The following is a 21,965-nucleotide window of genomic DNA, read 5'->3' on the forward strand; positions in this document are numbered from 1 at the left end:
CGCTAGGCGGCTGCGCGCAAGCGCGCGAAGCCGTTGCGCAGGTGACGGGCCAGTTCCGTCGCGGCCGGCGTGCGCTGGCCACGCGGCAGATGAAGGTTGATCGCGAAGTTCGGCAGCGCGGGCAGGCCGCTGCCGGCCGGCAGGATGTCGAGGTCGGTCGGCACGGTGGACGCGAGCCAGACGGTCACCGCGAGATCGGAGCGCACGGTCGCGGCCGTCGCGTCGATGCTGCCGTTCTCGAACACGGTGCGCCACGCACGATCGCAGTCGCGCAGCGCGTCGAGCACCGTCGGGCGGAACGCGCAGGTCTGCGCGACCATCGACACGGGCAGCGGCGTGTTCCGGTGCGCGGTGCCGCCTTTCGCACCGACCCAGACCAGGCGGTCGACGGCGATGCATTCGCCGCGCGATGGCCCGACCGGCGCCTCGATCAGCGCGACGTCGAGATCGCCCTGCGTGAGCCCCCGCCGCAGTTCCGGCGACGCCGCGCACACGAGCGTGATCGCGACCTGCGGATGCGCCTGCGCATAGCCTTTCAGGATCGGTGCGAGACAGGTGCCGACGAGATCCTGCGGTGCGCCGAGACGAACCGCGCCTTCAACCGCGCCTGCCGTCATGTCGGTCAGCAGCGCATCGTGCACGGCGAGCAGCCGGCGTGCTTGCCCGAGCAGCCGCTCGCCGGCCGCCGTGAGCAGCAGGTTGCGATGCTCGCGGACGAACAGCGGGCCGGACAGCGTTTCCAGTCGCGCGACCTGCTGGCTGATCGCGCCTTGCGTCAGGTGCAACGCGCGGCTGGCCGCCGTCATGCTGCGGTGATCGGCGACCGTGACGAATGCGCGCAGCAGCGCGATGTCGAGATTGCGTGCCATGCGTCGCATTATGAATGCTAATGGCAGGCATAAAAAGCTTTCGCTGTCGTGATGGGAGGATCGCGGGTAAAACAGGGCTTCGACGACGACAACCAGGAGCTTCCGTGCCGCTTCGCGACTACCTGCCGCTGATGCTGTTCGTGATCGTGTCCACCGTGACGCCGGGCGGCGCGACCACGCTCGCAACCGCATCGGGCGCCCATTTCGGCTATCGGCGTTCGCTGCCGCTGATGGCGGGCATCGCGGCCGGCCTTGCGTCGATGGCGGCGGCCGCCGCGGCCGGGCTCGGCGGCGTGCTGCTCGCGCTGCCCGCGTTGCAGCTCGCGATGAAGGCGGCCGGTTCGTTGTACCTCGTGTGGCTGGCCGTGCGGATCGGGCGCGGCGGCAAGCCCCGGCTCGATGCCGCCGTGCACCGGCCGCAAGGGTTCATCAGCGGCGTATGGATGCTCTGGCACAACCCGAAAGGCTGGGCGATGACGCTCGGCGCGGCCGCGTCGTTCGCCGCGCTCGCGTCCGGGCCGGCGCGGCTCGGTGTATTGCTCGGGCTGGCGTTCGGCGTGGCCGCGATGGCGTCGCTGTCGCTGTGGTGTTTCGCCGGGCTGCTGTTTGCGCGCGTGTTGCGCACGGAGCGGCAGTGGCGCTGCCTGAATGCCGGGCTGGGCGTGCTGCTCGTGGTGTCGATCGTGCCGATGTGGCTGCCGTAGGCGGATCGCGACGCGGCGTCCGCTTTCAACGCGAACCGGCGCGCGCGGCGCCAGCCGATCGCCCGCCCGCACCGGCCGACCACAACGGCAGCCACAGCGTCGTGACGAAGCTCGCTGCGTGCAGCGCGCAAAGCAGGCCGAACGCCCACGCGTATGCGTGGGCTTGCGTGCCGCCGCCCGATGCCGATTCGGCCTGCAGCCGCCACGCGAGGAACAGCGTGCACATCGTCATGAACGTCGGGCCGCCGAGGCGCTGGACAATATTGAGCGACGTCGTCGCCATCGGCAGGTTGCGGCGCTCGACCGATGCATACGCGGCGGAGATCGACGGCACGCCGATCGCGCTCTGGCCCATGCCCCGCAGAAACAGCGCCGGCACGAGCACGTAGGGATCGTAGCCGGCCAGCGCGAGGAACACCAACGGCAACGTTGCGAACAATGCCAGCAGCGCGCCGGCGGCGGCCAGCCGGCGCACGCCGAACCGGCTCGTCAGCGCGCCCATCGACGGATAGGTGACGAGCATGCCGAGCCCGAGCGGCGCAAGCAGCCAGCCCATCTCGCCCGGCGAACGCCCGCACGCCTGGATCAGGAACACGGGGATCAGCATCTGGCCCGCGTACATCGCGCCGTTCGACAGGAACTGGGTGCCGGCCGCCGCGCCGAACACGCGGGCACGAAACAGCGCGAGATCGATCAACGCATGCTCGCCCTTGTGTCGCTCGAAGCGCAGGAACGCCGCGAGCAGCAGTGCCGAGCACGCGATCGCGGCGATGCCAAGCGCCGAGCCGATCCGCTCGGCGCCGTACAGGAACAGCACGAGGCTCGGCGACAGCAGCGCGAGGCCGATCCAGTCGAGTTCGCGTCGTGGCGCGTCGTCCCGGTCGCCCGGCAGGAACCGCACGGCCAGCGCGAGCGCCAGCACCCCGACGGGCAGGTTCACGAGAAACAGCCAGCGCCACGATGCGTGCTGGAGGATCGCGCCGGCGACGACGGGGCCGAGGATCGGCGCCAGCAGCACGGGCACCGCCGCGTAACCGATCACGCGTGCCATCTGCTGGCCGGCGACGCGCGCGATCATCATCTGCGCCATCGGCGCGAGCAGGCCGCCGCTGACGCCTTGCAGCACGCGGAACGCGATCAGCGACGGCGCGGACCATGCGAGCCCGCACAGTGCCGACGTGAACGTGAACGCCGAGAAGCACCACAGGTACAGCGCCTTCGCGCCGATGCGGTCGACCAGCCAGCCGTTCAGCGGCAGCATCAGCGTCAGCGCGAGCAGGTAGCCGCTCGTTACCCACTGGATCGTCGACAGGCTCGCATGCAGGTCGGTCGCGAGGCTCGACAGCGACACGTTGACGATCGTCGCATCGAGTTGCGACAGCAGCGAGCCGAGCGTCGCAACCGCGCTGACTTTCCAGATCGACGGATCGAGCCGGCCGGCCGCGTGGCCCGGCGCCGGCTGCGCGGGTTGGTCGTTCACGCGTCGCGCGGGTCGAGCAGCGCGACGATGTCCTGCGTCGTGCCCGTCTCGCCGAGGCGCGGGAACAGACGCTCGACGCTGTTCGCGTGCGCGTCCGCGTTGAGGTCGGTCATTGCGTCGACGGCAAGCGTCACGTTGTAGCCGAGTTCGTGCGCCTGCCGTGCGGTCGATTCGACGCCGATGCTCGTCGCGATACCGGTCAGAACGATCTGCGTGACGCCTGCCGCCTTCAGGTGCGTGTCGAGATCCGTACCGGTAAACGCACCCCAGGTCTTCTTTGTCACGACGTGGTCGCCCGGCTGCCGGTTCAGTTCGGGCACGAGTTCGGTCCAGTCGGTGGGGAGGGCATCCAGGCGCACCTGCTGCTGCGTGCGGCCCGGTGCGCCGCCGGCGACGTTGACCAGTACGACCGGCAGGCCGCGGCTACGGAATGCGTCGAGCAGTTCGCGGGTGCGCGCGATTACCGGTGCGACCGGGTGTGCGGTGGGGAGGGCGGCGATGCCTTTCTGCAGGTCGATGACGACGAGTGCCGTGTTCGTGTCGAGACGGGTTGCGCTCATGATGGGACTCCGTGGAAAAGGGCGAAGGGGGCCGTGCGCGCGGATGCCGCGTGGCGCGCGGGCCGGATTCATTGGTCGCCGATGCGACGGATCAGCGGGATGGCGGCGGCGAGCGTGCGGATTTCTTCGGGATCGAGCTTCTCGATCGCGGCACCGAGCCACTGGTGCTTCGCGACGTTGCGCTTGCGCCGCGCCTCGAGGCCGACCGCGGTCAGCTGGAAAAGGATCTGGCGGCCGTCGGTCGGATGCGGTTCGCGCTCGACGAGACCGTCTTCCTCGAGACTCGCGAGTATCGCCTTCATCGACTGTGGCTTCATCGCTTCGGCGCGCGCGAGATCGGCGGTCGTCATCGGCCCGTGCCGTTCGAGTCGCGCGAGCGCGCTCGTCTGGGACATGCCGAGCCCTTCGGATTCGATTTCGGAGCGGAGCCGGCGGATCAACTGGCCAACGGCGAGGGTCAGGTCGGCGGCGACGATGTCGGCGGAAACGCTGGTTTTGCGTGGAGGGTTCATGCGACGGATCATAGGATACGACAGTTAAACTTGCAAGTTTAACTGTCTAATTGTGTGCCAGGTCGCGTCGCCGTCTGGCGCAGGGTTACGCGCGGCGGGGTGTGACCGGTACGACTTCGCTATATTTCGGGGTCGCGTTCTCGTGCAGCAGGTCGCCGAGGTATTGCGCGAGTTCGTCCGCGGCGAGCGTGGACGGAATCTGCAGGTTGGCCGGGCGCCGCTTGCCTTCGGCGCCGAGATCGAACACGGCCCAGCGGCCGTTCGCGCGCACGACGGCGAGCAACCGTCCGAATGCGTTGAAGCGGTATTCGTCCTGCATGGCGTTGCTCCCGCGGGGTGAACGCGCCGGCCGCCCGCGCGCGCTTACTGGATCGAGCAGGTCAGCCAGCGATGGATTTTGAGCGCATCGCTCGACACGCCGGCACGCGTCGGCGCGCCGAGCAGCACGACCGTTTCGCGGCGGCCCTTCACGCGCATGCGCATCACGACGCCGTGCCCCGATTCGTTGATGAAGCCGGTCTTCTGCAACCGGATCGGCAGGCGGCGGTAGCGGACGAGCGGGTCGGAATTCACGTACACCAGCTCGCCGTCGCCGGGGCGCACGGTGGTCGACGTATCCGTCGAGAAATAGCGGATCAGCGGATCCTGCGCCGCCGCGCCGACGAGCCGCGCAAGATCCTCGGCCGTCGACACGTTGTGCGGCGACAGGCCGGTCGGCTCCCGGAAGTGCGTATGGCGCATGCCGAGCCGGCGCGCTTCGCGGTTCATCGCCTTGACGAATGCGGCGCGCCCGCCCGGATAGTCGCGGCTCAGCGCGGCGGCCGCGCGGTTTTCCGACGACATCAGCGCGATATGGAACATGTCGCGGCGCGACAGTTCCGAGCCTACCTGCAATCGCGAACCGGTGAACTTGATCATGTCGCGATCGCGCGCGGTGACGCGCAGCACGCCGTTCAGCGGACGATCGGCGTCGCGTGCGACGACGGCCGTCATCAGCTTCGAGATCGACGCGATCGGCCGCACGGTGCGTGCGTTGCGGGCCAGCAGCGGCGTGCCGGAATCGACGTCGAGCACGTAGGCCGCGCGTGAATGCAGCGCGTTGACCGCGCGCGGGTTGTAGCCGCAGTTCGCCATCAGGCGCGGTTGAGTGGCGGGGCGCGGGCGTACGGCGGTCGTGCGCTTCGCGCGACGCTGCTGCGGGGCCGGCGCCGCGTGACGCTTGACGGCATGATGCTTCGCATGTGGGCGGCGATGCTTGACGGCCTTGGTCTTGCGGTGAGCTGGCTTCTTCTTGACGGCTTTCGTCTTTGCATGCGCATGGGCATGCGCGGCGCGATGCGGCTGCACGCGCTGCGCGGACGCATTCGCGGCGAACGCGAGCAGCAGGAACGAGAGGGCGAGGATCAGGGTGGTCCGGGCGCGAGGCAGGCGCGCGATGAGGCCGGTCAAGCGAAAGTCTCCTTTTCACGCGCGATGCGGCTGCGCGGAATGCATGTGCGGTCAGTGGGTGCGGGAAATTATAAGGTCGATCGCGGGGAGATGACGATTGGATCGGACGCAATGACGCGCGATGCGGACGGATTCCGGTCGTTCCGGTGCTGTCGATCAGTGGTGCGCGTGCGGTGAAAACCGGGCAGGTGTACCGTTCCGGGCCGGCACGCTCGCGAATGGGGGCGGTTTCGTCCCGCCGTTCAGCGCGGCCAGTTCCGCCGCGACACGACCGCAAAACTGATCGCGATCGAACCCGTCACGGCGCGTGGCGGCGTGTCTTCTATCGCATCGCCGAACCGAAAGCGGCGGCTGCGTCCGTCGGTGCGTTCGGCGCGACGCTTCGGTGCGCGCGCATCGGCCGCAGCGGTGCGTTCGTTCGCGACCGCGACATCGCACGATGTGTCGGCCACGCATTCGGCCGCATGATCAAGAGACATGACAGTAAATTCCGGGAAGGGCATGTCCGTATTGAACGCCATCGCATTCGATCGGTAAAATGAATATTTCGATCATTACGATTCCTTTAAAGAATGGAACTGAAACTGCTGCGAACGTTCCTGACGGTCACCGAGCTGTGCCATTTCAGCCGTGCGGCCGATGCGCTGCACATGAGCCAGCCGGCACTGAGCAAGCAGATCGGCGCGCTCGAGGCGAGCCTCGGCGGCAAGTTGTTCGAGCGCGGGCGGCACGGCGCGGAGCTGACGCCGTTCGGCGAACGCTTCCTGCCCGATGCGCAGGCGCTCGTGCGCGATGCGGACGAGATCCTCGCGCGGGCACGGGAGGCGACCAGCGGGCAGCGCGGGCATCTGCGGCTCGGCATCTGCCTGTCCGTGCTGACGCTCGTGCCGAAGCTCGTCGCAGAATTTCGTCGCCTCAATCCGGGCATCGCCGTCACACTGAGCGACCTGTCGTCGTCCGAACAGACACGCCGGCTGCGCGCGGGCAAGCTCGACGCCGGTTTCCTGCGCCTGCCGTCCGACGACGGGCTGTCGTCGTTCAAGGTAATCGACGAAGGGCTCGCGCTCGCGGTGCCGCCGCACCTCGGCTTCAAGCGCGTGCCGGCCGACCTCGACGTGCTCAACGAGATCGGCTTCATCGCGCTGCAGCGTGCACGCGGTCCGGGGCTTGCCGCGCAGATCGACCGGTGGTGCGTCGAGCGCCGCTTCGTGCCGCACGTGACGCAGCAGGCGGAGGATGTGCAGTCGGTGCTGACGTCGGTCGCGGCCGGCGTCGGCGTCGCGTTCATCCCGTCGCGCGCGCAGTACCTGCTGCGCGACGCGACGGTGCTGCCGCTCGACGGCAAGGACGCGAAGTGGCGCGTGGGGCTTGCATGGCTGTCGGGGCGCGACGATCCCGTCACGACGCATTTCGTGTCGTTCATGCGCGCCGCGATCAAGGGCGCGTGACGGGGCGTATAGTGTCCGCGATTGCATCCTGAATGCCGGTCCAGCGCCGGCTCACGAACCCGAACCGATGACCTCAGAATCCGACGAATCGCCGCTCGATCCCGCACTCGTTGCGACGCTCGCGACGCTGAACGAGGCCGCGAACGATCCGGCCGGCAAGACATGGTCGCTGCCGAAGATCGCGAAGCGCACGCAACTGCCGATGAGCACGCTGCGCCGTGTGCTGACGCAGCTCGACGCCGCGGGCCTGAGCGCGACGACGCTGAACGAGGACGGCACCGGCAGCGCCGCGCTGACCGAAGAAGGGCGCTCGGTGTGCGCGCAACTATTTGGCGCGAACGACGCCTGATGAATGAAAAAACGGGCCGCTGATGCGGCCCGTCGTGCGGCGGCTCGACGCGTGCGCCACGCCATGCCGTGTATTACCAGCGCGCGGTCACGCCGCCCATCAGCGAATGACGGTAGGTCTGGTCGTTCAGCCCGTGTCGGTAGCCGACGTCGAGATCGAGCCAGGGCTTCGGCGAATAGATCGCGCCCGCGAGTACGAACGCCGGGTTCGCGCCGGCGGTGCTTTCCGGGTTGCGCGACATGCCGACGTCGACCACGAGCTGCAGCCGATCGGTCGCCTTGTAGATCGCCGCACCCGACACGGCCCAGATCGACGTCAGATCGCCCTGGCGGTTCGGCTGATAGGCGAGGCCCGCATTCGCGAGAAATGAAAACCGCGCGACATCGACCTGCGCGAGCAGTGTCGAGCCGGTGCCGACGCGGCCCGTGCCGAGCCCGCGACGGTCGTTGCCGGTCGGCATCGTCACCTGCGGTTTCAGCGCGAGCGACAGCGGCCCGCGTTCGACGAATCGCCATTTCATGCCGATCTCGACATCGCCGATGCCCGCGCCGTTCTCGTCGGTCCGCGTTTGCAGATGCGTGTAAGGCGCGTTCACGTAGAGGTCGACGTGTTCGCCGAATCCGCGCGTGAGCGTCGCGTTCCACAACTGGTGGCGGCCGTTTTCGTCCTGTTTCGAGGTTTCCTCGGCATTGAGCTCGAATTGCCAGTTCGCGTTGCCCTGCGTGCCCGTATCGTCGCTGACGAGCGGATGGGCCGGATAAGCGTCGAGCGGCGCGAGGAGTGCGCTCGCGGCTGCGAGCGGAAGGATTCTTTTCATCACATTACCCTTAGAGCATCTTGAGCGACCGGCCCGCGCGCGTTGCGCGGGCCGGCACGCCGTCATTCGAACGAAATCAGAACCACTGCTTGTAGCGGCGCACATAGATCGTCTTGACGATCTGCGCGAGCAGGATGTAGCCGACCATCGTCGCGGCGAGCCACAGCCAGTAGGTGCCCGGCAGGTGCATGAAGCCGATCGCGTCCGCGAACGGCGAGAACGGCAGCCAGCAGCCGATCGCGATCGCGGTGAACGTCGACAGCAGCACCGGCAGCGCGGCCGTGCTCTGCAGGAACGGGATCTTCTGCGTGCGCAGCAGGTGCACGACGAGCGTCTGCGACACGAGGCTCTCGATGAACCAGCCCGAGTTCATCACGATCTGGCCGCCCGATCCGCCTTGCAGGTGATACATCGCACCCGCGCCGAACACGGTCCACATCAGGATGTACGTCGTGATGTCGAACACCGACGACGTCGGCCCGATCCACAGCATGAAGCGGCTGATGTTGCCGGCTTCCCACTTGCGCGGCTTCTTCAGGAACTCGGGATCCATCTTGTCCCAAGGCAGCAGCATCTGCGACGTGTCGTAGATCAGGTTCAGCACGAGCAGCTGCGTCGCGAGCATCGGCTCCCACGGCAGGAACGCGCTGGCGACGAGCACCGAGAACACGTTGCCGAAGTTCGAGCTCGCAGTCATGTTCAGATACTTCAGGATGTTGCCGAACGTCTCGCGGCCCTTGATCACGCCTTCCTCGAGCACCATCAGGCTCTTTTCGAGCAGGATGATGTCGGCGGTTTCCTTCGCGATGTCGGCGCCGCTGTCGACCGAGATGCCGACGTCGGCATCGCGCAGCGCGGGCGCATCGTTGATGCCGTCGCCGAGGAAGCCGACCGTGTGGCCGTTCGCCTGCAGCGCCTTGACGATGCGCGCCTTCTGCAGCGGCGTGAGCTTTGCGAACACGGTCGTGCGTTCGACGACCTGCGCGAGCGTCGCGTCGTCGAGCGCTTCGATTTCCGCGCCGAGGATCGGCTTGCCGGGTTCGAGGCCGACCTGGCGGCACACCTTCATCGTAACGGTCGGGTTGTCGCCCGTCAGCACCTTCACCGCGACGCCGTTTTCGCGCAGCGCGGCGAGTGCCGGCGCGGCCGATTCCTTCGGCGGATCGAGGAAGGTCAGGAAGCCGCGCACGACGAGGTCGTGTTCGTCGGCGGTGCGGTACTGCGCGCGCTCCTCGCCGCGCGGGATCGTCCGCGTCGCGAGCACGAGCACGCGGAAGCCGTCCTCGTTGTACGCGTTGGCCTGTTCGAGCAGCCGCTTGCGGGCGACGAAGTCGAGCGGGCGAATGCCGTCTTCATCCTGCACGTGGGTCGATACTGCCAGCATTTCCTCGACCGCGCCCTTGCAGATCAGCTGGTGAGTGCCGTGCGTATCCTCGACGACGACCGACAGGCGGCGCCGCACGAAGTCGAACGGCAGCTCGTCGATCTTCTTGTAGCCCCGCGGCTTCACGCGTTCGCCGATCTCGTCGGCGCGCGCGACGACCGCGATGTCGATCAGGTTCTTCTGGCCGCTCTGGTGGAAGCTGTTCAGCCAGCCGAGCCGCAGGATCTCCTCGTTCTTGTAGCCGGACAGGTCGAGGTGGTGTTCGAGGATGATCTTGTCCTGCGTGAGCGTGCCGGTTTTGTCGGTGCACAGCACATCCATCGCGCCGAAGTTCTGCACCGAGTTCAGCCGCTTGACGACGACCTTGCGGCGCGCCATTGCGATCGCGCCGCGCGCGAGGTTCGCGCTGACGATCATCGGCAGCATCTCGGGCGTCAGGCCGACGGCCACCGCGAGTGCGAACGTGAGCGCGCTCAGCCAGTCGCCCTTGGTCAGGCCGTTGATCATGAACACGATCGGCACCATCACGAACATGAACTTGATCAGCAGCCAGCTCACGCTGGCGACGCCGCGGTCGAAGCTCGTCTCGATGCGCTTGTGGCTCACGACGTTGCGCGCGAGCGAACCGAAGTACGTGTCTTCGCCGGTCGCGACGACGACGGCCGTCGCCGTGCCGCTGACGACGTTGGTGCCCATGAAGCAGACGTTCTCGAGATCGAGGAGCGACGCCGATGCATCGTTCGCCGCGCCGGCCGCGGGCGTGCCGGCGGATTTGCCGGACACCGCGCCGAGCGTGTCGTACTTCTCGACGGGCAGCGCCTCGCCGGTCAGCACGGCCTGGCTGATGAACAGGTCGCGCGACGCGAGCAGGCGCACGTCCGCCGGGATCATGTCGCCGGCCGACAGGTGCACGATGTCGCCGGTCACGACTTCGCGCATCGGCACCTCGCGGCGCGCCGGCTCGGAAGTGTCGGTCACCGCGCGCTGCACGGTGGCCGTCGTGCGGACCATCGCCTTGAGCTTCTCGGCCGCGCGCAGCGAACGGAACTCCTGCACGAAGCGCAGCAGCGCGCTGATCGTGACCATCGTCAGCAGGATCGTCATGCCGACATAGTCGCGATCGTCGGGTGCCGAGAAGTAGACGTCGGTGAAGAAGCTGATGGTGGCCAGCACCAGCAGCACGTAGACGAACGGGTTGTGGAACGAGTGCAGCAACTGGCGGGCCCAGTGCGGCGGCTTGTCGTGCGCGATTTCGTTCGGGCCGTAGCGCTGCAGGCGGTCGGCGGCCTGATCGTAGGTGAGGCCGCGCGTGCTGGTGCGCAGCGACTTCAGCGTGTCTTCGAGCGGGCGGGCCGCTTCCTGAGCGGCGCGCATGATGCGCGGGTCGTTCTGCTGGCCGGCGCCGGCCTTGATGAAGCCGCGCTGTTTCTTTTGCGATGTGTTGCGTCGTGTCATGAGTCGCTCCTTGCGCACGAGGCGGCGGGCGGGGAGCGGCCGTGACGTTATCGACGCACGAACGCTCCCCGCCGCGTCGCGTCAGGCGCGATCGGATGTGGATCGGTGAAGGGGGGAACGCTCGCCGGCGCGCGGGGTGCGGTCGGACTGTCGATGCGCAGCGACGCACCGGCGAGCGGTAATCGACTACTGTCGTCTGAGTTCATCTGCACTCCTGTCGGTTGCGGACAATCGGCACGGGCGATCGGCAGCCGCGCACGCACGAAGGCGCGCGGCCGGATGGCACGCGAATGGAAAATGCACGCGGCTGGCGCTGCGCGCAACACGAACGCACGCGCGCGACGGCGCGTCGCGTGCATTCGACAACATCGAAAATTCGGCGGGGAATCTGGCCAGTCAGGCCGGAAGGACGCCGCATCCTGCTTCCCGGGATGCGGCAGAAGACGAGGCTCTGCGCGTTTTCCTCAGGCAGCAGTCAAGTTGGTCAAGCACCAACTACAACTCGCATCGGTGTTCACAGAACACTCCATGTAATTAGACGGGAGCGATGGTAATGGCTCGCTGTGCGAAGCGTCAACCCTTTTGTCAGGCGTTATTTTGAGAAACGTAAGCGGGTCGATGCGCGCTCGCCGGATCGCCGGATTGCCCGCAACGAAACGGCCGCGCGCACGCCATGTCGGCATGCGCGCGGCCGCGTCGAAGCAGGGGGCAAGTTAATGGTTGGCTGTCGCGACGGCGGCCCCTGCATCGAGGATGCCCGAGCCCGCCGGCATCGCGGTGCACGACGTGCCGGCCGCCAGCTTCGCCGCGCGCGTGCCGCCTTGCAGCTTCTGCTGGATCTGCGCGGGCGTGAGGTTGCCGTTCACCGCCAGCATCAGCGCGGCGACACCCGTCACCTGCGGCGTCGCGAGGCTGGTGCCGCTCGCGAGGCCGTAGGTGTCCGAGCCCGGCGTCGTCGTGCCGGTGTTCGACGTCGACAGGATGTTGACGCCCGGCGCGCTCAGCGCGACATCGGCGCCGAAGTTGCTGAACGATGCGCGGCGGCCCGTTGCGTCGGTTGCGCCGACGCTGATCACGCCGCGGCAGTTCGCGGGCTGGTCGAGCCCGGTCGACAGGCCGTCGTTGCCGGCGGCGACGACCACGGTCACGCCCTTCGCGGTCACGTCGTCGATCGCCTGCTGGAACGTCGTGCTGCACGCGCCGATGCCGCCGAGGCTCAGGTTGATGACCTTCGCGGGTGTCGGGTTCGTCGGTGCGCCGCTCACGGAGATGCCGGCCGCCCAGCGCATCGCGTCGGCGATGTCGCTCGTCACGCCGCCGCACTTGCCGAGCACGCGCACCGGCAGGATCCGGCCGAGCCACGACACGCCGGCGATGCCGGCGCCGTTGTTGGCGGTCGCGCCGATCACGCCCATCACGCGCGTGCCGTGCCAGCTGCTGTCGCTCGGTTCGCTCGCGCAGTGATAGTACGGGCCGCTTGCGTTGTCGAGGTCCTGCTGCGTGACCCAGTCGCCCGGATCGGTTGCGTCAGGGCCGCGCGACAGCCCGTTGTTGCTGGTATTGACGTTGGTGATGAAGCTGTAGCCGGGCAGCAGGTTGCCGACGATGTCGCCATGCGGCCGATAGCCGGTGTCGAGCACGGCCGTGACGACGGCCGGCGAACCCTTGGTCGTGTTCCAGGCGGGCGGCAGGTCGATGCCGGCGGTCGGGTCGGACAGGTACCACTGCTGGTTGTAGAGCGGGTCACTCGGCGTGTCGCGGATCGTCATCGGGTGATCCGGTTCCGCGTAGTCGACGTCGGCATCGGCCGCGAAGGCCTGCGCGAGGGCGGTCGCGTCGGTGGCCGCGATGCGCTGGCCGAGCGACAGCACGGCCGCGCCGTTCGAGATCGTCCGCTCGACCTGCACGGTCAGCGGCGTTTGCGCGACCGTGCTCGCATACGCGCGCGCGCTGCCGGTCACCGGCGCCGTCCAGCGCGTCATCGAGCGCTGGATCACCGCGTCGAGCCGCGTCCCGTTGTCGATGGACGCCATCGCACGCGCGGCCGTCAGCGTCTTCAGCTTGACGATCAGGTGATCGACCGGCGGCTCGACCGGCGCGCTCTGCGCGACCATCTGCACGGCGGCCTGTTGCGTCGCGCATGCGTTGCTGCCGGTCGTGGCGGGCGGGGTCGTGGGAGGCGTCGGGGCGGGTGCGGGCGTCGGAGCCGGTGCCGCGGTGGATGAAGACGGGGTGCTGCCGTCGCCGCCTCCGCCGCCGCAGCCGGCGAGGGGCAGGAGGGCGGCGGCGGACAGCATGCCGGCGAGCATGCGCGCATGAGCGGAGCGCGCCAGCGCGAAATTGAAACGTTTGGCTCTCATGTTGAAACTCGATCCTCTAGATAACCGTCGTGCCGGCGGTGGCGCTGGTCCGGCTGAGCCGGACCTTGTCGTTTTTGTCTGACGGTTGCGGCGAGGTTGCTGCGACGCGCCATGCACTGGGTAACGGCCGGCGCGGCGGCTTCTTGAGTAGGTTTCGCGAGAAAAACAGGTGCGGGCGCAAACGATTACGTTGCCGCGTTGCGGCATGAACGCGCGTTTGGAACGAATGTACAGAAGGTGGGGTCGAGTCCGCGCGCGGCCGGTCGGGCGAAATGGGCGACGCGGGCCGGTTTGCGCGGCACGGAAAACGTGTCGCGCGGCCCGGCGGCGGTGGAAGGTTGTTTACGCTTTCCCTGATGCGACGCAAATTTTGTCAGGCGTACGATCGCGATTCGATCAACGTTTCATCAGGAGAAAAGCATGGATCGCCGCTTCCGTTGGCTGGCTGTCGCGCTGTCCTGTGCGCTGGCGGGCACCGCGCACGCGCAGGCCCTCACCGGTACGCTGAAGAAGATCAAGGACACGGGCATCGTGTCGCTGGGCATTCGCGAATCGTCGGTGCCGTTCTCGTATTCGGACAATCAGCAGAAGAATATCGGCTACTCGCGGGACATCGCGTCGCGCATCATCGACCAGTTGAAGACGGAACTGAACCAGCCGAACCTCACGGTGAAGGAAATTCCGATCACGTCGCAGAACCGGATTCCGCTGTTGCAGAACGGAACGATCGATTTCGAATGCGGATCGACGACGAACACGCTCGAACGGCAGAAGCAGGCCGCGTTCTCGAACAGCATCTTTCTGTACGGCATCCGCTTCAGCACGCGCAAGGATTCGGGCGTGAAGGACTTCGCGGACCTGGCCGGCAAGACGGTTGCGACGACGGCCGGCACGTCGGACGAGCGCCTGCTGCGCAAGCTCAACGAAGAGAAGGCGATGAACATGACGATCATCAGCGCGAAGGATCACGCCGAAGCGTTCATGAACGTCACGACCGGGCGCGCGGTTGCGTTCGTGATGGACGAGCCGCTGCTGTATGGCGAGATCGCGAAGGACCGCAACCCGGGCGCGTACTCGGTGACGGGCACGCCGCTCGTCCACGAAAACTACGCGTGCATGATGCGCAGGGACGATCCGGCATTCAAGCATGTCGTCGACGGCGTGATCGCGAAGATGCAGACGTCGGGCGCGGCCGAGAAGCTCTACAACCAGTGGTTTACGCAACCGATTCCGCCGAAGGGCGTGAGTCTCAACTATCCGCTGTCGGCGGAGATGAAGCAGTTGTTCAGGAATCCGACGGATCAGGCGCAGTATTGATCTCGATGCCGAAATGAAAAACCGCTGGCGTGTGCCGGCGGTGCCGTCACGCCGTGAACAATTGCCGCCGGCGGCACGCTTGACCCCAATCCAGTGATCTTCTGAACCCTCTCGTGCCGACGGGCAAAGGTGAGTCGGGCTCCGGTGGGTGCTCGTCCGGCCGGGTTTCTGGAAGATCGGGCGCTTGGCGACTTCCCGTCTCCCGGACTCAGCCCGGATGAACCATCGATACAACCGTTGAAGCTTCTCAGCTAGCGCATTTCCGGGCGTGCCGCAATCGGCATTCAACCTCGCCTGCGCCAGGGGAATCCGGTCGCCTGACGCAACAACAGGCACAATACGGAATTCGCCACGGCCGCACGCATGTTCGCAATTCGAACATCGCGCGACTGCGTCACCGCTGCCCGACATCCTTCCCAGTCGTCATGAACGCCACACTCGCTCCCGCGCGCGAGTCGAACTCGCCGCGCTTCCTGCTGTTCCTGATCTGCCTGTTCGCGTCCGCCGGCCAGCTCGCGATCGACATTTACGTGCCCGCGCTGCCCGACATGGCACGTTCGTTCGCGACGACGCCGCAGGCGATCCAGTCGAGCGTGTCCGGCTACATGGCGGCCTATGCACTCGGCCAGCTCATCTTCGGCCCGATCGCCGACGCGTACGGTCGCAAGCGCGTGCTCGCGTTCGGGCTCGTGATCTATACGATCGGCTGCCTGCTGTCGCTCGGCGCGACGAACCTTGAGACATTCTTGCTCGCGCGCTGCCTGCAGGGCTTCGGCATCGCGACGACCAACCTGCTCGCGAAGGCGATCATCACCGATTCGTTCTCGGGCCAGGCGCTGATGCATGCGTTCACGTACATGTCGATCGCATGGGGGCTCGCGCCGATCGTCGCGCCCGTGATCGGCGCGCACCTGCAGACGTGGTTCGGCTGGCGGTCCTGCCTGGTGTTCCTGCTCGTGTACTCGCTGGTGATGTGGGCGCTGCTGTGGCGTTACAAGGAAACCTTGCCGAAGCCCGTGCATCTCGAGCCGCGCACGTTGATCGCGAATGCCGGGAAGGTGCTGGCAAGCCCGGTATTTCAGAGCTGCTTCCTCGCGCAGGGGCTGTGCTACAGCATCCTGCTCGTGTTTAACATCGTCGGGCCGTTCATGGTGCAGACCACGCTGCACCAGCCGCCGACCTTCTTCGGTTATCTCGCGCTCGGAATCGGCCTGATGTATTTCCTCGGCGGCCTGTCGAACCGGATTCACGGGCCGGGGCTGCCGAGCGCCGAGCAGCGGCTGCGGATCGGCGCGCGCGTGATGGCGGGCGCGTCGGTCGCGATGCTGGTGCTGGCGCTGACCGTCGGCCTGCGCGTGTGGACGCTTGCCACGCCGGTGCTCGTGATGGGCTTCTGCGCGGGCGCGATGTACCCGACGCTGATGGCGAAGGGCAATTCGCTGTTTCCGCATATCGCGGGCCTGACGAGCGCGATCCTCGGATGCGCGCTGCTGCTCGTGTCGTCAGCGATGATGGGGCTCGCCGGTTTCGTGTCGATCCATGTGCTGACGCCGCTCGCGGTGTTCTTCGTCGCGCTGTCGTTCATCGTCGTGTGGATGGTGACGAAGCTGCTGCGGTACCTGTCGCAGCAGCAGGCCGCGACCGTCGTGTGCGGGAGCGGGGAAGCCGCGTAAGCGCCGCCTGTCGACCCGCTCATGAGCCTGATCCTGCTGAACCGCGTCGCCCGATCCGACGCCGCTAACCGCGCGAGCCGGCGCCACGATCTGCCATGGGTCGACTCGTTCACCGACCAGATGGGTCCAGCCCGGCAACCACGCATCGATCGCGCTGGTGCGGCGGCTCGGTTTCAGTAAAGAGGGGTTTTCGCCGTGCTATCTGCGCATCTGCGGTGAATGGCGCGACCACGAACGGTGGGCGCTGCTGGCCGACAGCGAGAACGAAGCGGGCGCCTGACGCTCGATACCGGCCGATTCCATTCCCGCAATAGACCCCTCACAGCGGATGCGCCGCGCCGGCCTGCGTCAATAGCGAAATGGCCGCCGGATCCGGCATCCCGTTCGAGTCGATCGCACCGGCCTTCGCGAGCGCGTCGAGATCGCTGTCGACGCCCGGTTGCCCGACCACGAACGACGTGGTCAGGAACGCCGGCGTCGCGAGCGTGACCGAATAGCGCTGCTGCAGGTTGGTCACCACGGCCGATTGCGCGGCCTGCACGGCGTTCGGGCTGCCCATCGCCTGCTGGAAGTGCAGGTTGCCCTGGAAATTGCCGATCAGCCCGGCCGTGTTCGTGCCGAGCTGTGCCGCGAGATAGACCAGCATCAGCTCGGTCTCGGGCGTCGTATTGAAGGTGCCGCCCGCATAGGCGAGCGAATGCAGGCTCGTGCCGCCGGACGTCACGGTGATCACGCACGGCAGCGCGGCGTTGACCGTCACACGGTAGTTGCCGCCGCCGTCCGTCAGCGTCGTCGCCGAGCCCGTCGCACAACTGACCGCCACCGACGCGCTCGCGAGCGCGACGCCCGTGGCGGCCGTGCCCGACAGCGCGACGGTTTGCGTGTTGTCGTTGAAGCAGACATCCACGCCGAAGCAGGCGTCGCCGTTGCATGCCTGAAGCATCGCGAGCGTTGCGACGCAAAAGGCGCCCAGCGCGGGGCGGGTGAAGCGCGTAGGGCGAACGTTCATGGTCGCGGGTGTCCGGGAGAAGGGGGCCGCCGATGCGCGCCCGGGGAAGCGGCGCTGTTCACATTCTAGATTCCGGATTCGCGGGCTGCTTGTCCGTTTGCCCTTCCCGACGGAAACCTTTCAGTTCCCTTCGCAATTGGTTATGCTGCGGGACGATTAAAAACGATGAGAGAACGCGCCGTTCCCGATGGAGTCGGCGCGCCGTTTCCGACATGAACTTGAAACGACAGACGGGCCGGCCGTGCCCGCCGGGTGGCGAGGGCGATCCGGCATCGCCGGCAGGCGCGACCCGAAACGACATTCAGCCTGCACGCGCGTGTGGCGCGACCGGCCAATCCGGCGCATGGAAGGCCGTGCCGGTGGCCGTACTGGCAGCCGCGGCCTTGCTGTTCGGCAGCGCGGCCATTGCAGCACCAGCCGACGACGGCAGCACGGCCATCGCGGCATCGTCAGCCGGCGCGCCTCCCGTCCCGTCCTCGTCGTCCTGCACGCACGTGGCCGCCGCAGCGGCCTATCCCGTCGCCAGCAAGCCCGAAGCAGCGCCGCCGCTGAAAGGCCGCGTGACGGACATGACAGGCGTGCTGAGCACCGCATGCGCAGCCGAGTTGACCGACCGCCTCGCCGGGCTCGAGCAGCGGCTCGGCGTCCAGATCGCGGTCCTGCTGGTCGGTTCGACCGGGCAGTCGACGATCGAACAATTCGCGACCACCGTATTCGACCGATGGAAGCTCGGCCAGCGCAAGGTCGACAACGGCCTGCTGCTCGTCGCCGCGCTCAATGACCATACCGTGCGGATCGAGGTCGGCTACGGGCTCGAAGGCACGATTCCGGACATCGTCGCGGGCCGGATCATTCGCGAGCGGATCGTGCCGGCGTTTCGCGAGAACCGCATCGAAGCCGGCATCAGCGATGCGGTCGATGTGCTGACGCGCGAAATGACGCCACTCGGCATGGCAACGCCAGCGCAGGCAACCCCGGAAGTGGCGACGCGCGGGCGCGACGATGCGTCCGCGACGGAGACCAAGGATGCGACGAACGCGACGCCTCGCGACGCACGGACCGGCGGCGAAAGGCGGGTGTCGAACGGCTTGCCGGAGCGGAAATCCGCGAATACGGGCGGCGTGCGGTTCTGGTTCCTGCTCGGGCTCGCCAACGTCGTGCTTGGCGTGGTCGCCGCGTGGCGCAAGCTGCGCCGCAAGCTTGCGCTGTCGGCCGCCGGTCTCGTCGCGGCCGTCGTGCCGATCGTGATGCTGCCGGTCGGCGCGATCTTCAACGGCAATCTCGAAGCGATCCTGGGCGCCGCGCTGCTCGTCCCGGCGGCGGCCGGCGTCGGGCCGTGCCTGCTCGGCATCAACCTCGTCATTTCGGCGCGCGTGCGCAAGTACACGGCGATCGTGGGCGGGACGCTGTTCATGCTGATCGCAATCGGGCGCGAGATGCACTATTCGATCGGGGAAGTCCTGTCCGGGATCTTCGGCGTGCTGTGCGTGCTCGCCGCGATCTGGGCGAAGTTGACGGGCGGCGGCTCGTCTTCGTCGTCTTCATCGTCCGGCTCCCGGTCGGGTTCGTCGGGTTCGAGCTCCGATTCGTTTCGCGGCGGCGACGGTTCGAGCGGTGGTGGCGGCGCGTCGGGCCGCTGGTAGCCGCCGCGCGCAACGTGCCTGCGCAAAGAATATTTTTTACCTACCGCTCCGCCCGGAGCGTTCAACCGGAAACAACGAACGATGAAATGGTTTCGAATCCTGCTCGTGTGCTGCGTGCTGGCTCCGCTCGCGGGGTGCGGCTATAACGCGATCCAGTCGTCCGACGAGGACATCAATGCCGCGTGGTCCGAAGTGCTGAACCAGTATCAGCGCCGCGCCGATCTCGTGCCGAACCTCGCCGCGTCGGTGCAGGGCTATGCGTCGCACGAGGAGCGCGTGCTGACCGAGGTGGCGTCGGCTCGTGCGCGCGTGGGCAGCGTGCAGATGACGCCGGAAATGGCGAAGGATCCGGCCGCGCTCGCGGCGTTCGATCAGCGGCAGGGGGAACTGTCGGGCGCGCTGAGCCGGCTGATGGTGGTGTCCGAGCGCTACCCGGAGCTGAAGGCGAACGAAGCGTTCCGCGACCTGCAGACGCAGCTCGAAGGCACGGAAAACCGCATCGCGGTCGCGCGCGGCCGCTACATCAAGACGGTGCAGCACTACAACGTGCAGATCCGCCAGTTCCCGGGCGTCGTGATCGCGAAGATCTTCGGCTACCAGCCGCGCCCGAACTTCAGCGTCGTGAACGAAGCGGCGATCTCGACCGCGCCGGCACTCGACTTCTCTGCCCAGCCGCCGAAGCCGAACGCGGCCGGCCAGTAAGCGGCCGGCTCAGGCGCTCAGGGCTTGCGCGCGGCCGTTTTCGCGAACGCGCCGCGCACCTCGAAGCTGATCGCATCCGCGACGTTGCCGCGCGCGTCGACGAGTTCGAGCCGGTGCCGGCCCGGCCACGGCATCCACGCGACGCGGTCGGCATGCCCGATTACCTTGTCGTCGAGCCGCCACGCGAACCGCGCGGCGTGCCCGGCCGAGCGCTCGAACCAGATCCGCTGGTTCTTCGGCGGAATGTCCGGGTCGATCGCGAAGATCGTGCCGTCGGTCGGCGCGCCGATCGTCAGCGGCGCGCGTGCGCGGTCCTTGCCCGGCGTGACGGGTGCGGCGAGCCGGATCGTGTCGACCGCGGTCCCCGCGATGAACCACTCGTTGCGCGCCGGCTCGAGGTCGCGCTCGAACGTGATGCGGCGCGCCTCGACGCCAGCCGGCGCGCGCGGCGCGCGGCTCGGCAGGTCGCGGTGCAGGTAGCCGACGACGGCCGACCACACGGGCGACGCGCCCGTGACGCCCGACACGTCCCACATCGGCGAGCCGTCCGCATTGCCGACCCACACGCCGACCGTATAGCGCGACGTGAAGCCGACGGTCCAGTTGTCGCGCATGTCCTTGCTGGTGCCGGTCTTGACCGCCGAGAAGAAGCGCGTCGCGAGCGGGTTGTCGAAGCCGAACGTGCGCACGCGCGCGTTGTTGTCGGAGAGGATATCGGTAACGACGAAGCTGGCCGCCTCGCTGAACACGTGCGTGCCGCCGTCCGCATGCGCGGGTGCCGGTGCCGGCAGGTCGACGACCTTGCGCGCGACGCCGCCGTTCGCGAGCGCGCGATACGCGTTGGTCAGCGACAGCAGCGTGACGTCCGCGCTGCCGAGCGCGAGGCTGAAGCCGTAGTAGTCGCCTTCCTGCGCGAGCGGCAGGCCGAGCGCGGTCAGCGTGCGCGCGAAGCGGTGCGGCGTGACGAGCACGAGCGTGCGCACGGCCGGCACGTTCAGCGAGCCGCCGAGCGCGCTGCGCACGCTCACCCAGCCCTTGAAGTCCTTGTCGTAGTTCTGCGGAATGTACAGGCCGCCGCCGGCGGCGAGGTTGATCGGTGCGTCGTCGAGCAGCGACGCGGCCGTCAGCCGCTTTTCGTCGAGCGCCTGCGCATAGAGGAACGGCTTGAGCGTCGAGCCGGCCTGGCGCGGCGCGAGCACGGCGTCCACGTCGCGCGCGCTGGACAACGCGCCCGACGATCCGACCCATGCGCGAATCTCGCCGGTCGCGTTGTCGATCACGACGACCGCACCGTCCTGCACGTTGCGCCGGTGCGCGGGCGCGTTGAGTTCGGTCAGCGCGCGCATCAGCGTGTCGCGCACGAAGCGCTGCAGCGGTGCATCGAGCGTCGTGCGAACCTGTGCGCCGGCCGCTGGCCTGACCTCGGCCGCGATACGTCGCGCGAAGTGTGGGGCGAGGGCGGCGCCATCGTCGTGTACGGCGTTGGCCGGACGCGCGGTGACGAGCTGCACATAACCGTCGAGCGACGCGCATGCCTGTTCGGCATGCATGTCGCGCAGGATGCGGCACGCGCGCTCGGCGATCTTCGTGGGCGCCGCGTTGGGTGCGCGCACGAGTGCGGCCGCGATCGCGGCTTCGCGCGCGTCGAGGCCCGACGGCGCCTTGCCGAACAGCACCTGCGACAGCGCGCCGAGCCCGACCGTTTCGCCGCGGAACGGCACCAGATTCAGATACGCCTCGAGGATCTGGTCCTTGCGCCAGCCGCGTTCGAGCCGCAGCGCGTTCACTGCCTGCGTGGCCTTCTGCGGCAGCGAGCGCTGGCCCGAGCGGCGCGGCGAATCGCTGAGCAGCCCGGCGAGCTGCATCGTGACGGTCGACGCGCCGCGCGTGCGCTCGTTCCACAGGTTGCCCCACGCGGCGCCGGCGATCCCGCGCCAGTCGACGCCGCTGTGTTCGTAGAAACGCCTGTCCTCGGAGACGACGATCGCCTCGCGAAACGCGGGCGAGACGTCCGCGAGCGACACCCAGTCGCCGCGCCGTTCGGTGAGGTCGACGCGCGTGCGCTGCAGCGGCGTGCCGTCGCGCGCGAGCAGCACCCAGTCGGAACTGCGCCAGTCGCGGCGCACGTCGTCGTAGCCCGGCAGCGCATGCGCGACGAGCGGCGCGGCCAGCACGACGGCGACGAATACGCGGCCGGCGAAACGCGCCGGCCGCGGCAAAACCAGATCGATCAT

20 protein-coding genes and 1 pseudogene are annotated in these 21,965 nt (G+C 67.9%); 9 read left to right on the plus strand and 12 right to left on the minus strand.

Translation table 11 applies throughout. The annotated features are described in order from the left end of the window. Positions 1 to 2 precede the first annotated feature (2 nt). Positions 3 to 878 carry a LysR substrate-binding domain-containing protein gene (locus tag CUJ89_RS22640; RefSeq protein ID WP_114179658.1) on the minus strand — a complete coding sequence of 292 codons (876 nt, stop codon included), beginning with the start codon at positions 876 to 878 and terminating at the stop codon, positions 3 to 5. Positions 879 to 973: 95 nt separating this feature from the next. Between CUJ89_RS22640 and CUJ89_RS22645 the strand changes: the two genes are divergently transcribed. Next, positions 974 to 1,573 (plus strand): LysE family translocator, encoded by a 600-nt coding sequence (locus CUJ89_RS22645; RefSeq protein WP_114179659.1) that lies wholly within the window; start codon positions 974 to 976, stop codon positions 1,571 to 1,573. A gap of 25 nt (positions 1,574 to 1,598) precedes the next feature. Here the strand turns inward: CUJ89_RS22645 and CUJ89_RS22650 are convergent, their stop codons facing one another. The 6 genes from CUJ89_RS22650 to CUJ89_RS22675 all read right to left on the minus strand — a co-directional run bounded on the left by CUJ89_RS22650 (position 1,599) and on the right by CUJ89_RS22675 (position 6,095). Beyond that, the gene (locus CUJ89_RS22650) at positions 1,599 to 3,053 is read right to left on the minus strand and encodes a DHA2 family efflux MFS transporter permease subunit (protein ID WP_114179660.1); all 1,455 of its coding nucleotides are present in this window, start codon (positions 3,051 to 3,053) and stop codon (positions 1,599 to 1,601) included. Beyond that, positions 3,050 to 3,613 (minus strand): isochorismatase family protein, encoded by a 564-nt coding sequence (locus tag CUJ89_RS22655; protein WP_114179661.1) that lies wholly within the window; start codon positions 3,611 to 3,613, stop codon positions 3,050 to 3,052. Before CUJ89_RS22655 ends, CUJ89_RS22650 begins: the two co-directional genes overlap by 4 nt. 68 nt (positions 3,614 to 3,681) lie before the next feature. Next, positions 3,682 to 4,137 carry a MarR family winged helix-turn-helix transcriptional regulator gene (locus CUJ89_RS22660; RefSeq protein WP_114179662.1) on the minus strand — a complete coding sequence of 152 codons (456 nt, stop codon included), beginning with the start codon at positions 4,135 to 4,137 and terminating at the stop codon, positions 3,682 to 3,684. Between the two features lie 73 nt (positions 4,138 to 4,210). Beyond that, positions 4,211 to 4,444, minus strand: coding sequence for a hypothetical protein (locus CUJ89_RS22665; RefSeq protein ID WP_114179663.1), 234 nt, complete (start codon positions 4,442 to 4,444; stop codon positions 4,211 to 4,213). Positions 4,445 to 4,488: 44 nt separating this feature from the next. Beyond that, positions 4,489 to 5,574: a serine hydrolase gene (locus tag CUJ89_RS22670; protein WP_114179664.1), complete on the minus strand. Its 1,086-nt coding sequence runs from the start codon at positions 5,572 to 5,574 to the stop codon at positions 4,489 to 4,491. Between the two features lie 242 nt (positions 5,575 to 5,816). Continuing rightward, positions 5,817 to 6,095 (minus strand): hypothetical protein, encoded by a 279-nt coding sequence (locus CUJ89_RS22675; protein ID WP_114179665.1) that lies wholly within the window; start codon positions 6,093 to 6,095, stop codon positions 5,817 to 5,819. Between the two features lie 51 nt (positions 6,096 to 6,146). On the opposite strand from CUJ89_RS22675, the gene CUJ89_RS22680 reads away from it, so the two are divergent. Beyond that, entirely contained in the window at positions 6,147 to 7,022 is an 876-nt protein-coding gene (locus tag CUJ89_RS22680; RefSeq protein ID WP_114179666.1) for a LysR family transcriptional regulator, read from the plus strand. A gap of 67 nt (positions 7,023 to 7,089) precedes the next feature. Continuing rightward, positions 7,090 to 7,371: a transcriptional regulator gene (locus tag CUJ89_RS22685; protein ID WP_114179667.1), complete on the plus strand. Its 282-nt coding sequence runs from the start codon at positions 7,090 to 7,092 to the stop codon at positions 7,369 to 7,371. Positions 7,372 to 7,444: 73 nt separating this feature from the next. Here the strand turns inward: CUJ89_RS22685 and CUJ89_RS22690 are convergent, their stop codons facing one another. The 3 genes from CUJ89_RS22690 to CUJ89_RS22710 all read right to left on the minus strand — a co-directional run bounded on the left by CUJ89_RS22690 (position 7,445) and on the right by CUJ89_RS22710 (position 13,387). Continuing rightward, positions 7,445 to 8,188, minus strand: coding sequence for a transporter (locus CUJ89_RS22690; RefSeq protein WP_114179668.1), 744 nt, complete (start codon positions 8,186 to 8,188; stop codon positions 7,445 to 7,447). Between the two features lie 76 nt (positions 8,189 to 8,264). Continuing rightward, positions 8,265 to 11,027 carry a magnesium-translocating P-type ATPase gene (gene mgtA / locus CUJ89_RS22695; protein WP_114179669.1) on the minus strand — a complete coding sequence of 921 codons (2,763 nt, stop codon included), beginning with the start codon at positions 11,025 to 11,027 and terminating at the stop codon, positions 8,265 to 8,267. 713 nt (positions 11,028 to 11,740) lie between these two features. After that, positions 11,741 to 13,387 (minus strand): S8 family peptidase, encoded by a 1,647-nt coding sequence (locus CUJ89_RS22710; protein WP_114179672.1) that lies wholly within the window; start codon positions 13,385 to 13,387, stop codon positions 11,741 to 11,743. Between the two features lie 420 nt (positions 13,388 to 13,807). On the opposite strand from CUJ89_RS22710, the gene CUJ89_RS22715 reads away from it, so the two are divergent. The 4 genes and pseudogenes from CUJ89_RS22715 to CUJ89_RS39100 form a co-directional block, all read left to right on the plus strand. Further along, a complete protein-coding gene (locus CUJ89_RS22715; protein WP_114179673.1) occupies positions 13,808 to 14,704 on the plus strand; it encodes a glutamate/aspartate ABC transporter substrate-binding protein in 897 nt (298 codons plus the stop codon). A 425-nt stretch (positions 14,705 to 15,129) separates the two neighbouring features. Further along, positions 15,130 to 16,377, plus strand: a complete 1,248-nt coding sequence (locus tag CUJ89_RS22725) for a multidrug effflux MFS transporter (protein WP_114179674.1) — start codon at positions 15,130 to 15,132, stop codon at positions 16,375 to 16,377. Between the two features lie 21 nt (positions 16,378 to 16,398). Further along, positions 16,399 to 16,557 (plus strand): hypothetical protein, encoded by a 159-nt coding sequence (locus CUJ89_RS39095; protein ID WP_161556552.1) that lies wholly within the window; start codon positions 16,399 to 16,401, stop codon positions 16,555 to 16,557. Further along, positions 16,502 to 16,657 (plus strand): annotated as a pseudogene (locus CUJ89_RS39100) (GNAT family N-acetyltransferase); the annotation flags it as partial. The gene CUJ89_RS39095 and the pseudogene CUJ89_RS39100, both read left to right, overlap by 56 nt. Before the next feature lie 39 nt (positions 16,658 to 16,696). Here CUJ89_RS39100 and CUJ89_RS22735 read toward each other — a convergent pair. Beyond that, positions 16,697 to 17,386, minus strand: coding sequence for a hypothetical protein (locus CUJ89_RS22735; RefSeq protein WP_114179675.1), 690 nt, complete (start codon positions 17,384 to 17,386; stop codon positions 16,697 to 16,699). Between the two features lie 212 nt (positions 17,387 to 17,598). Here CUJ89_RS22735 and CUJ89_RS22740 point away from each other — a divergent pair, with 212 nt between their 5' ends. Together CUJ89_RS22740 and CUJ89_RS22745 are read left to right on the plus strand one after the other, a co-directional pair. After that, entirely contained in the window at positions 17,599 to 19,029 is a 1,431-nt protein-coding gene (locus CUJ89_RS22740) for a TPM domain-containing protein (protein ID WP_161556553.1), read from the plus strand. A gap of 81 nt (positions 19,030 to 19,110) precedes the next feature. Then, positions 19,111 to 19,731, plus strand: coding sequence for a LemA family protein (locus CUJ89_RS22745; RefSeq protein WP_114179677.1), 621 nt, complete (start codon positions 19,111 to 19,113; stop codon positions 19,729 to 19,731). 17 nt (positions 19,732 to 19,748) lie between these two features. Here CUJ89_RS22745 and pbpC read toward each other — a convergent pair whose 3' ends face one another. Beyond that, entirely contained in the window at positions 19,749 to 21,965 is a 2,217-nt protein-coding gene (gene pbpC, locus CUJ89_RS22750) for a penicillin-binding protein 1C (protein ID WP_114179678.1), read from the minus strand.

Source organism: Burkholderia pyrrocinia (assembly GCF_003330765.1).
GTDB classification, from domain to species: Bacteria; Pseudomonadota; Gammaproteobacteria; order Burkholderiales; family Burkholderiaceae; genus Burkholderia; species Burkholderia pyrrocinia_B.

Excerpts from the sequence above, each read along its gene's own strand:
- CUJ89_RS22690 (WP_114179668.1), bottom strand. The coding sequence starts at position 8,188 with ATGAAAAGAATCCTTCCGCTCGCAGCCGCGAGCGCACTCCTCGCGCCG.
- CUJ89_RS22680 (WP_114179666.1), top strand. The coding sequence starts at position 6,147 with ATGGAACTGAAACTGCTGCGAACGTTCCTGACGGTCACCGAGCTGTGC.
- CUJ89_RS22725 (WP_114179674.1), top strand. The coding sequence starts at position 15,130 with ATGAACGCCACACTCGCTCCCGCGCGCGAGTCGAACTCGCCGCGCTTC.
- CUJ89_RS22675 (WP_114179665.1), bottom strand. The coding sequence starts at position 6,095 with ATGGCGTTCAATACGGACATGCCCTTCCCGGAATTTACTGTCATGTCT.
- mgtA (WP_114179669.1), bottom strand. The coding sequence starts at position 11,027 with ATGACACGACGCAACACATCGCAAAAGAAACAGCGCGGCTTCATCAAG.
- CUJ89_RS22745 (WP_114179677.1), top strand. The coding sequence starts at position 19,111 with ATGAAATGGTTTCGAATCCTGCTCGTGTGCTGCGTGCTGGCTCCGCTC.
- CUJ89_RS22665 (WP_114179663.1), bottom strand. The coding sequence starts at position 4,444 with ATGCAGGACGAATACCGCTTCAACGCATTCGGACGGTTGCTCGCCGTC.
- CUJ89_RS22740 (WP_161556553.1), top strand. The coding sequence starts at position 17,599 with ATGAACTTGAAACGACAGACGGGCCGGCCGTGCCCGCCGGGTGGCGAG.
- CUJ89_RS22640 (WP_114179658.1), bottom strand. The coding sequence starts at position 878 with ATGCGACGCATGGCACGCAATCTCGACATCGCGCTGCTGCGCGCATTC.
- CUJ89_RS22715 (WP_114179673.1), top strand. The coding sequence starts at position 13,808 with ATGGATCGCCGCTTCCGTTGGCTGGCTGTCGCGCTGTCCTGTGCGCTG.
- CUJ89_RS22685 (WP_114179667.1), top strand. The coding sequence starts at position 7,090 with ATGACCTCAGAATCCGACGAATCGCCGCTCGATCCCGCACTCGTTGCG.
- CUJ89_RS22655 (WP_114179661.1), bottom strand. The coding sequence starts at position 3,613 with ATGAGCGCAACCCGTCTCGACACGAACACGGCACTCGTCGTCATCGAC.
- pbpC (WP_114179678.1), bottom strand. The coding sequence starts at position 21,965 with ATGATCGATCTGGTTTTGCCGCGGCCGGCGCGTTTCGCCGGCCGCGTA.
- CUJ89_RS22735 (WP_114179675.1), bottom strand. The coding sequence starts at position 17,386 with ATGAACGTTCGCCCTACGCGCTTCACCCGCCCCGCGCTGGGCGCCTTT.
- CUJ89_RS22660 (WP_114179662.1), bottom strand. The coding sequence starts at position 4,137 with ATGATCCGTCGCATGAACCCTCCACGCAAAACCAGCGTTTCCGCCGAC.
- CUJ89_RS22710 (WP_114179672.1), bottom strand. The coding sequence starts at position 13,387 with ATGAGAGCCAAACGTTTCAATTTCGCGCTGGCGCGCTCCGCTCATGCG.
- CUJ89_RS39095 (WP_161556552.1), top strand. The coding sequence starts at position 16,399 with ATGAGCCTGATCCTGCTGAACCGCGTCGCCCGATCCGACGCCGCTAAC.